Annotated in this window: 10 protein-coding genes, 1 tRNA gene and 1 pseudogene; 7 read left to right on the forward strand and 5 right to left on the reverse strand. The window is 50.7% G+C overall.

Annotated elements, in window-relative coordinates; all coding sequences use genetic code 11:
• Positions 1-52: 52 nt before the first annotated feature.
• On the forward strand, positions 53-466 hold the full coding sequence (locus HF324_RS09135; protein WP_168859623.1) for a hypothetical protein: 414 nt from the start codon (positions 53-55) through the stop codon (positions 464-466).
• 53 nt (positions 467-519) lie between these two features.
• Here the strand turns inward: HF324_RS09135 and HF324_RS09140 are convergent, their stop codons facing one another.
• From HF324_RS09140 to HF324_RS09150, 3 genes are all read right to left on the reverse strand, one after another.
• Positions 520-1,638, reverse strand: a complete 1,119-nt coding sequence (locus HF324_RS09140; protein WP_168859624.1) for an FAD-dependent monooxygenase — start codon at positions 1,636-1,638, stop codon at positions 520-522.
• A gap of 78 nt (positions 1,639-1,716) precedes the next feature.
• Positions 1,717-1,944, reverse strand: coding sequence for a helix-turn-helix domain-containing protein (locus HF324_RS09145; RefSeq protein ID WP_258539462.1), 228 nt, complete (start codon positions 1,942-1,944; stop codon positions 1,717-1,719).
• Positions 1,919-2,080, reverse strand: coding sequence for a hypothetical protein (locus HF324_RS09150; RefSeq protein ID WP_168859625.1), 162 nt, complete (start codon positions 2,078-2,080; stop codon positions 1,919-1,921). Before HF324_RS09150 ends, HF324_RS09145 begins: the two co-directional genes overlap by 26 nt.
• A gap of 247 nt (positions 2,081-2,327) precedes the next feature.
• Here HF324_RS09150 and HF324_RS09155 point away from each other — a divergent pair, with 247 nt between their 5' ends.
• The 3 genes from HF324_RS09155 to HF324_RS09165 all read left to right on the forward strand — a co-directional run bounded on the left by HF324_RS09155 (position 2,328) and on the right by HF324_RS09165 (position 8,174).
• Positions 2,328-3,908 carry an ABC-F family ATP-binding cassette domain-containing protein gene (locus HF324_RS09155; protein WP_258539463.1) on the forward strand — a complete coding sequence of 527 codons (1,581 nt, stop codon included), beginning with the start codon at positions 2,328-2,330 and terminating at the stop codon, positions 3,906-3,908.
• A gap of 5 nt (positions 3,909-3,913) precedes the next feature.
• On the forward strand, positions 3,914-4,504 hold the full coding sequence (locus HF324_RS09160) for a TetR/AcrR family transcriptional regulator (RefSeq protein ID WP_168859627.1): 591 nt from the start codon (positions 3,914-3,916) through the stop codon (positions 4,502-4,504).
• Positions 4,505-4,883: 379 nt separating this feature from the next.
• Positions 4,884-8,174, forward strand: a complete 3,291-nt coding sequence (locus tag HF324_RS09165; RefSeq protein WP_168859628.1) for a right-handed parallel beta-helix repeat-containing protein — start codon at positions 4,884-4,886, stop codon at positions 8,172-8,174.
• 53 nt (positions 8,175-8,227) lie between these two features.
• Here the strand turns inward: HF324_RS09165 and HF324_RS09175 are convergent.
• Positions 8,228-10,354: pseudogene (locus HF324_RS09175) on the reverse strand (TonB-dependent receptor).
• Between the two features lie 496 nt (positions 10,355-10,850).
• Positions 10,851-10,934, reverse strand: a tRNA-Leu gene (locus HF324_RS09180).
• A gap of 133 nt (positions 10,935-11,067) precedes the next feature.
• On the opposite strand from HF324_RS09180, the gene HF324_RS09185 reads away from it, so the two are divergent.
• The 3 genes from HF324_RS09185 (at position 11,068) to HF324_RS09195 (ending at position 14,544) form a co-directional block, all read left to right on the forward strand.
• Positions 11,068-11,613: a TetR/AcrR family transcriptional regulator gene (locus HF324_RS09185; protein ID WP_168802147.1), complete on the forward strand. Its 546-nt coding sequence runs from the start codon at positions 11,068-11,070 to the stop codon at positions 11,611-11,613.
• Positions 11,614-11,624: 11 nt separating this feature from the next.
• The gene (gene fabF, locus HF324_RS09190) at positions 11,625-12,866 is read left to right on the forward strand and encodes a beta-ketoacyl-ACP synthase II (RefSeq protein ID WP_168859630.1); all 1,242 of its coding nucleotides are present in this window, start codon (positions 11,625-11,627) and stop codon (positions 12,864-12,866) included.
• Between the two features lie 64 nt (positions 12,867-12,930).
• The gene (locus HF324_RS09195; RefSeq protein ID WP_168859631.1) at positions 12,931-14,544 is read left to right on the forward strand and encodes a beta-N-acetylhexosaminidase; all 1,614 of its coding nucleotides are present in this window, start codon (positions 12,931-12,933) and stop codon (positions 14,542-14,544) included.

The following is a 14,544-nucleotide window of genomic DNA, read 5'->3' on the forward strand; positions in this document are numbered from 1 at the left end:
AAAAATTACCTTAAAGAGGTATTTGAAAACCTGAACTTCAAAATTTTAATCCATGAGAAAAGCCCTTATCTTAAGTTGCCTGTCAGCTTTATTTTTTGTACAAAGCCATGCCGCTACTGTGAGCGAAAACGCTGCAGCTCCTGCTGTTACCACAGCTCAACCTGCCAACAAGATCTCCACGACATTTAATGTCCGGATAACGCTGGTGGATATTTATGGAGCGCCGGTTACCGGTGGCAGCGGCCTGCGCGGCTACTGGGCGCAGAACGTAGCGACCGGTGAGTATTATTACCCCGGCGGACAGGAAGATGAAGACAAATTTGAAAACCTTCCTGCCGGTACTTACACTTTTGGTGCATATCCCGGTAACTGGGACGGCGCTGTTTCCAAAACTGTGACGCTCAGCAGCGGAAATGTAGGTCCCGATGGCTACATCGTGGTAGCATTAACGTATTGGGTGGAATAGATTACCTGCGAGAGTAAAAAGACCGGTGCAATGTTTCGTTGTACCGGTCTTTTTTAAAATCCCTCCGCGTTTCTCCTGCGAATCGCTTCTTCTGTCCGTAGAATAAAATGCTCCCTTACGTTCAGCTCCGCATCGGCCTGCACTGCTTCAATAAACGGGCGGAGGTTCTTATTGTATTCCGCAAACGCCGCCTCAAAATTTTCACCATGTTTTACTAAGGCTTCTGCCAGTGCGGCAGGGCCCTGCACTGCCAGCGAACCGCCGGTCCCGGCAGCAGGAGAGGCACAGTAGGCGGCGTCGCCGGTTAACGCCACCCTGCCTTTGGTCCACGAGGGCATTTTTATCTGGCAGAACTTATCGAAGTAAAAGTTGTCGGAATGTGCAATTTCCTGCAGCAGTGCTGCCGTTCTCCATCCATGCCCGGCAAACTGGTCCAGTGTGATCTGCTTTTGCTGAACGGTGTTGCGATAATCGTATGGAATATCGTTGTCTGCATGAAAGCAGAAAACGATATCTGTTTTGTCTTTATAGGCATTTAGCATATACGCTTTCCCCGGAACATTGTAAAACTGCATGGTATTCGGTGGTATCAGGGATTTGTTGATAATTGAGATAGAAAAATAGGCATCCAGGAAGTGAGTGTAAGCCGCTTCTTCGCCAAACCATATTTTTCTTACGTTGGAATGGGTGCCATCGCAGCCAATCACAAGGTCGAATGGTGCTGCGGGGCTGTTGTTGAAAGCAGCGGTGATGTGGTCCGGTGTTTCGGTTAATGTGGCGATGCTGTCGTTGAATATGAACGTAACGTCATCTTTAATTTGATTAAACAGGATGTTTATTACGGCGGTCCGTTCAATTTCTATTTCATCACCGGTTTGTTCTTCTTTGTTATTTGCCGGCAGCATTGAGTTTTCCGTTACGTCGTCGCTGTTTTTAAATTCAATCCTTTCCAGCTGCAGCGCGTTTGATTTCAGCTGCTCAAAGATCCCCATGTGTTTCACAATGCCCACTGCGGGCCCGCGGAAGTCGACCGCTGTGCCTCCCGTCCGCGGGGCTTCCGCCAGTTCCACGATCGTTACCTGGTAGCCGGCTTTATTCATCTGGAAAGCCATGGAAAGCCCGGCTATGCTTGCCCCGGAAATGAGTACTTTTTTCCTTTTTGTTGATGCCATTTTATACAAGATTATTTACCCTGCAAAGGAACAGGGGACCGTGTGCGTAAAAAATGGTCATACTGATTAAGTATTGGACTAACCGGAGTTTTTGTTACGGAAAGCCAGGGCGGACATGCCGGTGATTTTGGTAAACAACCGCGAAAAATAAGGGTAATCATCGTACCCTAATTCGGCGGCAATTTCTTTTACCGATTTCGTGGAATGGCGCAGCAGGCGTTTGGCTTCCAATATGACGCGCTGCTGTATATGCCAGGAAACGGACTGGCCTGTTGTGGCTTTAACGCAGAAAGAAAGAATAACCATCTTCGCGGTGTGGCTGAAGCGCGTCTTCAAAACCGGCCGATCGCAGATTTTTCACCTGGTTCCTTTCAATGACGATGCCCAGGCCAAACTCGTTTGCCATGATGTTTACCGGGATGGATGTTTTTCTTTTGGGCATGTTTTCCTGATTCGATTGATAAAGATAGGCGTTTAGCGTTGTATCTCAGATGCTGTGGCAGGGTAGTCTTTCTATCTCTGTTTAAAAAGTTAAATAATATTAATATTTATAATTACTTATCTATTAATAGACAACCGATGATTTCTTTATTTTAACAATTTTGTCTAACAAAAATGAATATAAAAAACCATCTTTGTCTTTCGGGTAAAAAGTGTTTACAATTAAAATCAGATCATCCGTGGGCTTAATGATAAAATCATTGAATTATGTTCATCCGGATAATGCGGAGTTGTTCAATGACCTGAACTTTATTTTAAATGACGGGGAGAAGGCTGCATTGGTGGGCATCAACGGGGCAGGTAAATCAACACTGCTGCGTATCCTTTCAGGGCAGCTGGAGGTAACATCAGGCGAGGTCGCCTGCTCGGAGACACCCTGGTATGTTCCCCAACATTTGGGAGAATTCGATGCGTGGTCTGTCGCCAGGGCGCTGGGCGCCGATAAAAAGCTGGATGCCCTCCGGGCTATCCTGGCGGGAGACACGGATGCGCAGCATTTCGAACAACTGGACGACGACTGGGACATCGAAAACAAAGTGAGAATGGTGCTTGAGAAATGGGGGCTTGGTCATATCGGTGAAAGCCGTTTGATGGGAAGCCTGAGCGGTGGACAGAAGACGAAGGTTTTTTTGGCGGCAATGGACCTGAACAGCCCGAAGCTGATTTTGTTTGATGAACCTTCCAATCACCTGGACCTCAAAACCAGGAAGAAACTGTATGAGATGATCCTCCAAAGCAAATCCACCATGCTGATCGTGAGTCATGACAGGACCTTATTGAATCTTATGAACAAAACGCTGGAGCTGAGTGAGAAGGGAATCGAAACGTTTGGCGGCAATTTTGAGTTTTACCAGCAAAAGAAGATAGAGAAAGTCAATGCGCTGCGCGCCCGGTTGAACGAGCAGTCCAAAGCATTGAAAGCGTCCGAAACAAAAGCCTCCGATATGGCCGGCCAAAGGGCGCAGCAGGAATTAAAAGGCCGGTCGGCAGGGTTGAGCAACTCCATCCCGCGTATTATTGCCGGGGGCTTAAAAAGCAAGGCAGAACGCAGTACGGCGAGGATGCTCCATGCACACGAAGAGAAGATAGCCACGCTGCTGAATAATATAGCAGAGATCAGGGCGCAGATCGAGGAGTATGAAACGCTTAAAATCGATCTTCAGTCGCCCGAGCTGCCTCCCGGGCAGTTGCTCATCGATATGGCCGCTGTCAACTTTAAGTACGGTGACAAATTATTATGGAATAATCTTAGCTTTCAGGTTAAATCCGGCGAACGGGTACGGATAGACGGTGCGAACGGAAGCGGGAAGACCACCCTGCTGAAAATTATCACACGGGAGCTGTCACCTTCGGAAGGCAGCTATAACAGCGCCGCGTTCTCTTATTGTTACCTGGACCAGGACTATTCGATGATAGATCCGGAATGGAGTGTTTATGAACAAATACAGGCGTACAATAAGAGCGGCCTGGAAGAGCATGAATTAGCGGAACTGTTGGCGTATTCCCAGTTTAAACCGGAAGATTTTGATAAAAAATGCGCGTGGCTGAGTGGGGGAGAGCGAATGAAATTATCGCTGAGTTGTTTGTCGGCCGGTCAGCAGGCGCCGGAGGTGCTGATACTGGACGAACCGACCAATAATCTCGATGTTAAAAGCCTGGAAATATTGACGTTGACAGTAAAAAATTTCCGGGGTACGTTATTGGTAATTTCGCATGATGATTATTTTATCAACGAAATTGGAATTGACTATAGCATAAGTTTAACTTAAAAAAGATGCCGCTTAAAAATACGGGAACGGAACAGCATATAAAAGATACCGCGAAACGCCTGCTTTTTGCAGAAGGGAAACTCCATGCCACCACGCAGGAAATAGCAGATGCGGCCGGCGTCAACAGGACGGCGCTGCACTATTACTTCCGGTCCCGGGACCAGCTGATCGCTGCCATCTTCCAGGATGCCATGCATGATCTGAGCCAGCGCCTCAATGAATGTATGACTGCCGATCAGCCTTTTAGAGCTAAAACAGAAAATATCATCGCCGTTTTCCTCCGGCATATGATTGCCTTCCCTTACCAGGAAACATTCCTGGTGACCGAGATCAACACATTAGGGCAGCAGCTGATGGCAGATATTCATTCCGGGCCCGTCATGTCCTATTTAGAGGAGGCGGCGGCCGAAATGAAGAAAGGAACGATAGCGAAGATGAATCCCATTCATTTCCTGATGAACTTATTTTCTTTATTGTCTTACCCGCTGATCATGGCGCCGCTTTATGAGAAATTGTTCGGGTTGTCAGGAGAGGAGTTTAAAGCGTTGATAGATGAGCGGGGGAAGATGATTACGGGGTTGTTGTTTAAAAAATAATGATTTTAAAAGGTAGGCGCAACTACAAAGCGTCTACGGGATGAACATATTTTGTACAGGATACAATAGGGCCGCTTTCCCGGGCAACATCCCCGATAGCCTTTCTGCGTAAGGGAAGCGATAAAACGCATGGCCACAGCATCCACTATTTGGTAGACACCTTATCCTATCCTGTAGACGCACAAAGCTGTAGACGCGTCTACAGATAACCTCATTTTCCTTTTGCAAAGCGTTAATTTTGAGATAACATGACAGACTTTGTTTCTGAACAACAGGTTGACCCGGCATAAACTCCAAGGCAAGACTGACCGTCGCGCCGTTCGGATTAAAAAAAGCACACCATGCAGCCATGCTACCACGCGAATACTTTTTTATATATATGAAAGGATTTTTTACCATCGTGGTTTTATTGCATTGTTTACTGGCCCCGGGGGCTGTACGTTATGTAGACATAGCGGCAACCGGGGCTAATAATGGTTCCAGCTGGCTGAACGCTTCCCGGGACCTGCAGGCCATGATCAATTTGTCGGTTGCTGGTGATGAGATCTATGTGGCCGCCGGAACATACCAACCGGCTGTGGGCGCCTCCTTCAGGTTAAAAGAAGGCGTAAAACTATATGGCGGCTTCCCGCATGGCGGTGACCCTGTATTTGCAGACAGGAACTGGATGTCGTTCCAGACTATCCTGAGGGGCGATGGGGTTCGCCGGCTGTTCGGGAACCCGATGTTCATGACCGCGCAAACTGTACTGGATGGTTTTCATATGACCGGGGGCAGCTCAGAGCAGGGAGGTATTGCCTACTTATATGACGCAGACATACGCATTGCAAACTGCCGGTTCTTTGATAATACTAATACCATCAACCAGGGCGGAATCCTTTTCCTGAATGAAAGCGCTCCGGTGATCCAAGACTGCATTTTCGAGAATAATAACAGCGTTGCACAGGGGGGCGTTATCGTCAGTTTTTTCAGTTCTCCCCAGATAAGCAGCTGTGTGTTCTCGAACAACAGAAGCACCTCCAACGCCGGCATTATCAATTTTCTCAACGAAGGTGCGCCGGTTATAGATCGTTGCCTGTTTCTTAATAACACTTCCCGGGCGGGGCTGCTTGGTCATTCAGGCGGAACTCCGTTTTTCTCTAATTGCGTATTCGCCAATAACACCGGTGGGCCCTATTGCATATTAAGCGCTTCGTCCGGCGAAAGTGGCACTGCTATTACGCTTGCGGGATGCCTTATTTATAACAATACGGCAAACAATACGTCGGGAGGTGGGTTGATCTACAATGCCGGGGGGACAGTAGCCATTGTCAATAGCACTATCTGCAATAACAATGTTTCAACATCGCCTACGGGGAGCTTGTTTGCAAACGTAACAACTGCTTCAGTTTTTAGTTTCGTCAATACCATTATATACAATAATGTGGCTACCAACCTGATCAGGGCTGTCAATAGCGGGCCGCCGGTATTCAGGTTCTCCATTGTGCAGGGTATGGACGATCCGGCTAACCAGGTCGTCAGTGCGGACCCGCTCTTTGTGGACCCTGCAAACGCCATCGGTCCCGATAACGTATGGGCCACTGCGGACGACGGGCTTGAACTGCAACCCGGTAGTCCGGCTATTGATCAGGGCCAGAATACAGCTGTACCATCCAGCCTTACGATGGACATCAAGACCGGGGCAAGAATTTTGAACAGTACGGTAGACCAGGGAGCGTATGAATATGTGGCAGTGGAAAGACCGGTAGTGACCACTACGCCGGCCACCACCCCTTATACAGTGCAGCAACCTCCGGTAACGGTGGATGCAGGCGTAACCGTTACGAATACCGGAAGCGCCACGCTGGCAACAGGTACGGTTGCTATCGGCGCCGGCTTTGCCGCGGGGGACGTGCTCTCGTTTACCAACGCCGCAGGAATGGGTAACATTACCGGCAGCTATCATGCAGCCACCGGTCAGCTGACGTTGGTTTCCGCCGGCGGCACCGCTACCGTCGCACAGTGGCAGGCCGCGCTGCGCGCAGTTGCATACAGCAACACGAATGCATCTGCCAGCCTCGCTAACCGGACGGTTACTTTTTCCGTTAATGACGGCCGGTTTTCAAGCAACACCGCCACTAAAACAGTGGTCCTTCAAGCCGCTTGCGCGCCAACCACCAGTACCACCGACATCGCCGTATGCCGGGCAGTGCTCCCTTATGTGTGGAACGGCCAGACGTTCACTGCTGCCGGCAGTTACGTGGTGCATTTAACCAACGCGGCCGGCTGTGATAGTGCGGTAACGCTGGTGCTGAAGGTATACGAAGCCACCGCAAGCCTTACCCGTTTGACCGTTTGTCCTACCGAGTTTCCTTTTCAATGGAATGGCAGGGATTTCGCGACGGCGGGCACCTATACGGTCCACTTAACGAATAGGGCCGGCTGCGATAGTGCCGCTACACTGGAATTGACCGCAGCCGGCGACAGGTGCCTTGCTTTAAAGGTGGCTACCACACCATCAGGTTGTAAGGAGGCCAGCGGCACCATCACGGCTACCGCATCCGGTGGTACCGCACCCTATCAGTATTCCATCGACGGCGTCAATTATCAGGCCGGTAACGTATTCAGCGGTCTTGCGTCCCGGTCTTACCGGGTTTCATTAAAAGATGCGGATGGTACGGTTGTGACGGTTCCTGTCACTGTCACTGCCGATCTTTGCCTGGATCTTGTAGCTACGCCGGCAGGCTGCGGCAGAACCGACGGGGTAATAAGGGCTACCGGCACGGGCGGCGCGGCACCATATCAGTATTCCATCGACGGCGTTAATTATCAGGCCGGTAGCGTATTCAGCGGCCTTGCCGCACAGCTGTATAATGTCACCATGAAAGATGCCACCGGATTGGCAGTCACTGTCAGCGTCGTTGTAAGTGCAGGCGCGTGTTTAAATCTGCAGGTGATGCCCGCTGCAACTACCTGCGGACAAAATAACGGAACAATTACCGCCAACGCAGCAAACGGCGTCCCTCCGTACCTGTATGCGCTGAACGGAGGAACGTATCAGTCAGACAACATTTTCAGCGGACTTGCGCCGGGTGATTACAAGGTACGCGTAAAGGACGTTGGTGGATTAATAGCTGAGGTAAGCGCAAACATTGCCGCCTCCACCGCAGCAGGAAGGGTTTCTGGCGGCAATAATACCAGTGTCCTGAAGAACCGGCCGTTACAACTCAATGCAGTGGACGTGGACAATACCGGGTTTACCCGTTTCGACTGGTCGCCGGATTATGGCCTGAACAGGACCGACATTGCAAACCCTGTTGCCACCATCGACAAAGACGTTATCTATACGGTAACCGCCACAGACCCCAATGGCTGCAAAAGCACGGGCCAAGTGACCATTAAGGTTATTCACAACGTGGATATCTATGTCCCCAATGCATTTACGCCCAATGATGATGGGAGGAACGACGTGTTGAGGGCATTACCTTTTGGCATCAGTGAATTTAAATTCTTTGCGGTTTATAACCGCTGGGGGCACCGTGTGTTTTATACCACAGATCCGCGTTACGGGTGGGACGGCAGCATTAACGGTACCCGGCAAGGCTCCGGGGCTTTTGTATGGATAACAGAAGGCATCGGCATGGATGGCAGCATCATTTCCAGAAAGGGATCTGTTGTATTGATAAGATAGGTACTGCTCCTGGAAAATGTTTAAAAATTCAGGGGGATGGATTTTCCTGCCGCTTAGAACCTGTATGTGTAACTAAAGTTGACCCTGACGCCGTTTCCTTTTACATAAGTCAGGTTATCCGCCTGCCACTGAGAGGGTATGGTGAAATAGTCTCTGTTGAACAAGTTTTCCACGCCAAGATTCAGACTGCTATGATTGTCAAAATCGTAGCCGGTGTACAGGTTAAAGAGGGTGAAGCCGCTTATGGGCCCTGTACCGTAGCTGTAACGACCATTAACAGGGTCGAACCGTTTGCGGTTGCCGGCATGGAGCATCTGCAGGCGTATGAGCAAGCCTGGTATACACGTATAGTTTATATATGCCGTTGCTTTAGGAGGTGCAATACGATCGCCGCCCAGGTAAACCGTCTGATCGCCGACTTCTCTTTTGCCTTCGGCATACGACCAGGAAGCGCCGAACTAAAGCTTATCCAGTAGCGCATAATCTGCGGACAACTCAAAGCCATATACTCTTTCGGGGGAGCGGGCAACCTCAAATTTACCATTCACCATTACATAGGAAGCGCCAAGGCCAGAGGTGCTGATATAGGCTGCGCCTTCGATGTTCAGCTTTCCGATTGTACTGTTGAACCCCGCTTCGTAATTGTTTGTCGTTACCGCCCTGGCTGTTATATCAGCGAGGGTGTTCTCTTTGGCCCCTCTCAGTATGAGGCCCAGCTCGGGTACGCTAAAGCCCTGGGAAAAGCTGACAAACGGCTTGAAGTATGGCAGTTTATTATACCGTAAACCCGCATTGAAAACAAAAGCGTTGTAATTGAGGGATCCTCCGTTAACGGTGACGCCGCCGGAGTAGCCGCCGGTGTTATAGTTAATTATCTTAATGGTAGTGTATGCTGGCACCCTGATATTGATGTTTTCGAAACGCGCTCCCACCTTCAATACTAAATGTTGCAGGAAGACAGATTTCACCTGCAGATAGGGAGCCAGGTTGCGCATATTCATTTCAGGAACGGATACGCGGCCATCTGTCAGCACCTGCGAGGTTTTGTCTGCCAGCACATCGGCGCCATACACCAGGTTGCCGTTCCAGGTACTGCTGATAACAAAGGGACTGTTCAGGTTCAGGCGCAGGCCCTTCTTTTGGGCGATGATACCGGATTGACCATTATTCTCAAAAAAGTTAGTGTAAGGAGTGAGCGTACTGAAATCCTGCATATAGAGATTAATGTCCAGATCTGTACCACCGATCAGTTCCTGGCTGGTAAAGTGAAGGCTTGCGTTGTGATTATGGGGAGTACCCTCCGGTTCACCGGGGCGAACGCCCAGCGTACCGGTGGTTGCTGAGTCGCGGTTGCCAAATCTTCCCGCTTTTACAATATAATCTGTACGTTGTTTGCTGCTGAAATAGTTATACATCAGCTCAAGGCGGTTGCGGTTGTCGACATTGTAGCCAACCTTTGCAAATACATTCCACATTTGCAGTTCGTTAAGTCCATAGTCAGGTGAAAGTACCTGGCCTTTCGCATCTTTCATCACGCCGGTTTGTTCATAGCGACCAGATATCACATAGTCAAAACGCTTTACCGTACCTGTCAGCATCTGACCAACATGCCAACCACCCGTATGCCGGGCATCTTTGAGGGCGGTATTTGCGCCCATAGATGTTTGTCCGCTAAAGGCCTTGCCGGTGGCGGGCCTTTTAGTAATGTAGTTGATCAACCCACCGGTAGCCCCGTTGCCATAAATGGCGGTGGCGCCTTTGATGACCTCCACCTGTTCTATTACGCCCGGATCGATAGAGCGGATATCACGTAAGCTGTTGCGCAAGGGGGTCGACTGCGGGATGCCGTCGATCATAACCAGCACCGTACGTCCCCGCAAGGTTTGACCGAGGTTATAACTATTGTTGCTGTTAAATCCGAGACCGGGTACGGTATTGGCCAATATATCACTCAGGTTGTTGTTAATGTTCTTCTGTATGGCGAGGTCCTTCGCTTTTAAGATGGTAACAGAAGATGGCACTTCGTCCAGTGTTTCCTTTCTGCGGCTGGCAGAAACGATCACTTCTTTCAGTTGTGCATCCTTTTGTAAAGCACTGTCCTGCCGGCTGGCGTCTTGTTGAGAAAACGCTGGTAATCCTGCTATTATCATCACCGGCAAAAGACCTAATTGAATCCGCATGTTTTTCGTTGATCAGATGTTTCGTTGATCAGGGCGCAAAGCTATCCAGTGGAGGAGGAACTGGTTTACGCAATCGGGAAAAAGAATGTTCAAAAAGGGAAAACACCAGAGCCGGATTCACATCTGGTTACAGCGTAACACACCCCTGTCCACCGATCTGTACTATATTGTTTCAGATTAATGTACAGCGCGTCAGGGATTTCATGAGGAACCTCAATGTGCAGTCGCATGTCCGGTAGATTGTTGTGTACCAAATGAAATGTGCCAGGAGTCTGAAGAAAAACTGTTGGCAAAGAAAGATATATTATTTAGGGAATTCGTCGCTCGATATACATTCAACAAAAAAATTACGTTGACTGTCAGCTTAGGAAAAAGGTAAAATTTCGTGTGTCATGTCGTTTGTCAATTATGTGTCGTAAATAGTTGGCAAAAGCGTACAAAACCGACATTGACACAAAAAAAATAGGTTGTAAGTCAATACTTACAACCTATTACGTGCCCAGAACTGGATTCGAACCAGCACACCCTTGCAGGCGCTGCGACCTGAACACAGTGCGTCTACCAATTTCGCCATCTGGGCAACTGATATTGTGATCAGGGGATGCAAAAGTACACATTCATTTTAATTCACCAAATTTTTTTTAAAATATTTGCTTACTTACTGGTAAGTAAGTAATTTGCAGCCGGTTTTAACGCAGCCTGAAATGACGCTCATGAAAGATAAAATAGTGACGCTGGCGGACAAGCTGATCCGGGTAAAAGGATTTAACGCTTTCAGTTATAAAGACATTGCCGACCCGCTGTCGGTGAAAAACGCAGCGGTGCATTATCATTTTCCGTCCAAGGCAGACCTGGGAATGGCGGTGATAACAGAAGAGATGCAACGCTTCCAACACAGCGTACAGCAGTGGCGGCAGCTGCCGGAAGACGAGCAGTTGGACCGGCTGGTAGACGTATTCCGCAAACATTGTTATGCGGGCAACGTATGCCTGATGGGCTCCCTGGCGCCCGACTACGAAACGCTGACACCACCGATGCAGGAAAAAATAAATGAAATGGCGGAAGCCATCGTGGAATGGGTGACAGCCTGCCTGGAGCAGGGCCGTAAACACAAACGCTTTCACTTCAAAGGTGCCGCGGGCGACAGGGCCCTGCTGGTCATCTCCAATCTTCAATCTTCACTGCTGCTGGCAAGGGTCATGGGCCCTGAAGCATTCGACAGGATCGGCCGGCAGCTGCTGGAAGACTTACGTTCATAAAATCAGCTACTATGAAAAGAGTTGTTATCACCGGTATGGGTGCAGTAACGCCTTTAGGCAACAATGTGACTGCCTTCTGGGACAACCTCGTGGCCGGCGCCAGCGGCGCCGCTACTATCACCCGTTTCGATGCCACCCGCTTCCGGACGAAATTCGCCTGCGAACTGAAAGGCTACGACCCGGCCACAGCGCTCGATAAAGCGGAAATCCGCAAGACCGACCCCTTCACACAATATGCCCTCTCCGCCGCCGCGGAAGCTATCGGTGACGCAGGTCTCAACTTCTCCGCCATGGACCCCTTCGATACCGGCGTGATCTGGGGCTCCGGCCAGGGCGGGATGCAGACGTTCGAGGAACAGGTAACGGAATATGTAACGGGCGGCTATAACCCGCGGTTCAGCCCTTACTTCGTGCCCCGCCTTATCACCAATATGGCGTCGGGCATGATCTCCATCAAATACGGCCTCATGGGCATCAATTACACCACCGTTTCTGCCTGTGCCACTTCCAATACGGCGATCATGGACGCGCTCAACTACATCCGCCTCGGCAAAGCAAAAGTGATGATCACCGGTGGCTCTGAAGCGCCCATCACACCGGCGTCTGTTGGTGGCTTCTGCGCCATGAAAGCGATGTCTGTCAGAAACGACGACCCTGCCCATGCCTCCCGTCCTTTTGATACGGACCGCGACGGCTTCGTCATGGGGGAAGGCGCTGCCGCCCTGGTGCTCGAAGAATACGAACATGCCAAAGCCCGCGGCGCCCATATCTACGCTGAAGTGGCCGGCGCCGCCATGACGGCAGACGCCTATCACATGACGGCCACCCACCCGGAAGGACTGGGCGCCTTCCAGGCCATGAAAAGTGCGCTGCAGGAAGCGGAAATCAACCTGCAGGAAGTGGATTATCTGAACGCGCACGCTACCTCCACACCAGTGGGCGACCTCAGCGAAATAGCGGCCATCACGCGGCTGTTCGGACCCGCCCCGGATCATCTGCACATCAGCGCCACCAAGTCCATGACGGGCCACCTGCTGGGAGCCGCCGGCGCCATCGAAGCGATCGCCTGCATCAAAAGCATCACCAACGGCATTATACCACCTACCATCAATACCACCACGCTGGACCCGCAGATACCATCCAGCCTGCAGATAGTGTTGCAGTCTGCGATAGAGAAAGAGGTGAAAGTGGCGGTCAGCAATACTTTTGGCTTCGGTGGCCACAACGGCATCGTAGTATTCAGAAAAATATAGGCAAAACTGTATATTGTGCGTTGATCATTTCCGAAACTATCAACCTGAAATCATCAACCGAACAATGAAGCCAATATTTTTAAGTATCCTGATGTGGGCCTGTTGCCTGCAGTTGCATGCGCAACAGGCCTGCCCCGTTATTCCGCTGCCGGCGCAGTCTTCCCGTGCCAACGGTGAAATGGTCCTCAACGAGGAAGTGGTCATCCTGACCAAAGACAACAGCCTGCAGGTGCTGGCCACCTATCTCAGCCATGAACTGCAGCGCCGGTTTAATATCACCAACGCGGAAAAAAGCCGGGCATCCGGTAAAGTGACCGTCATCGCCCTTGAACGCGGTAAAGCGGGCGCTAACCCGGACGCATATACGCTCCGGATGACCAAAGCCGGCGCCACCATCACCGCGGGCAGCCCCCAGGGCGTTTTCAACGGCATCACCACCCTGCTGCAACTGGCGGAAACAACCATGCCCACCGGCACGTCCCGCCACATACCCTGCTGGAACATCACCGACGCGCCCCGCTACGCCTGGCGCGGCTTTATGCTCGATGAGTCCCGCTTCTTCTTCGGTAAAGAGAAAGTGAAGTCTATCCTCGACTGGATGGCTTTCTACAAACTAAACCGCTTTCACTGGCACCTGACAGACGCCCCCGGCTGGCGCCTGGAAATCAAAAAATATCCCCTGCTCACCACCGTTGGCGGCATCGGTAACCACACCGATCCCAAAGCGCCGGCTGCCTTCTACACCCAGGACGATATCCGCGAAATCGTAGCCTATGCAAAAGAACGTTTCATAGAGGTAATCCCTGAAATAGACATGCCCGGCCACGCCAGCGCTGCCAACAGGGCCTATCCTGCCTTCGACGGCGGCGGCACGGAGAAATACCCCTCGTTCACCTTTAATCCCGGCAAAGAAGGCACCTACCAGTACCTGGCGGATATCCTGAAGGAAACAGCGTCGCTCTTTCCGTCCGGCATGATCCACCTCGGCGGCGATGAAGTGTCTTTCGGCAACAAAGCCTGGGATACTGATACGGCGGTCATCAGCCTCATCAAAGCCAAAGGTTTTGTGAACCGTAAACAGGTGGAGGATTATTTCTTTCAGCGTATGGCCGATACCGTATTCAGCCTGCGTAACAAAGTGATGGCCTGGGATGAAATCGCTACGGCCACACTGCCGGCTAATAAAACCATCGTTTGCTGGTGGAGACAGGAAAAACCGGAGAACCTGAAAATGGCGCTGGGCAAAGGCTATAGCGTGATCATCTGTCCGCGCCTGCCTTTCTATTTCGACTTTGTACAGGACAGCACCCACAAAACAGGCCGCAAATGGAAAGCAGGGGAGTACAACAACCTGAAATCAGTATACGAATTTTCAGTGGCCGGTCTGCCTGCAGTGAAAGGATACGAACGGCAGGTACTGGGCGTACAGGCGTGCCTGTGGTCCGAGACCATCTCCAACGCAAAAAGACTGGACTTCCTGTTGTTCCCCCGCATCACGGCATTCGCCGAAGCGGCATGGACGCAACCGGCCTCCCGGAACTTCCCGAAGTTCATAGAACGCCTGAAACCACAGATGGAACTGTTTGAACAGGCACGCCTTTACTATTACGATTATTTTGCCCCCTCCCGCCATGTGGAGTCCGGCAATCCTACCGATCAGAAGAGTTTTATCGATTAG

The sequence above is a fragment of the Chitinophaga oryzae genome (genome assembly GCF_012516375.2).
Lineage (GTDB): Bacteria > Bacteroidota > Bacteroidia > Chitinophagales > Chitinophagaceae > Chitinophaga > Chitinophaga oryzae.

Excerpts from the sequence above, each read along its gene's own strand:
- HF324_RS09135 (WP_168859623.1), top strand. The coding sequence starts at position 53 with ATGAGAAAAGCCCTTATCTTAAGTTGCCTGTCAGCTTTATTTTTTGTA.
- HF324_RS09140 (WP_168859624.1), bottom strand. The coding sequence starts at position 1,638 with ATGGCATCAACAAAAAGGAAAAAAGTACTCATTTCCGGGGCAAGCATA.
- HF324_RS09145 (WP_258539462.1), bottom strand. The coding sequence starts at position 1,944 with ATGGTTATTCTTTCTTTCTGCGTTAAAGCCACAACAGGCCAGTCCGTT.
- HF324_RS09150 (WP_168859625.1), bottom strand. The coding sequence starts at position 2,080 with ATGCCCAAAAGAAAAACATCCATCCCGGTAAACATCATGGCAAACGAG.
- HF324_RS09155 (WP_258539463.1), top strand. The coding sequence starts at position 2,328 with ATGATAAAATCATTGAATTATGTTCATCCGGATAATGCGGAGTTGTTC.
- HF324_RS09160 (WP_168859627.1), top strand. The coding sequence starts at position 3,914 with ATGCCGCTTAAAAATACGGGAACGGAACAGCATATAAAAGATACCGCG.
- HF324_RS09165 (WP_168859628.1), top strand. The coding sequence starts at position 4,884 with ATGAAAGGATTTTTTACCATCGTGGTTTTATTGCATTGTTTACTGGCC.
- HF324_RS09185 (WP_168802147.1), top strand. The coding sequence starts at position 11,068 with ATGAAAGATAAAATAGTGACGCTGGCGGACAAGCTGATCCGGGTAAAA.
- fabF (WP_168859630.1), top strand. The coding sequence starts at position 11,625 with ATGAAAAGAGTTGTTATCACCGGTATGGGTGCAGTAACGCCTTTAGGC.
- HF324_RS09195 (WP_168859631.1), top strand. The coding sequence starts at position 12,931 with ATGAAGCCAATATTTTTAAGTATCCTGATGTGGGCCTGTTGCCTGCAG.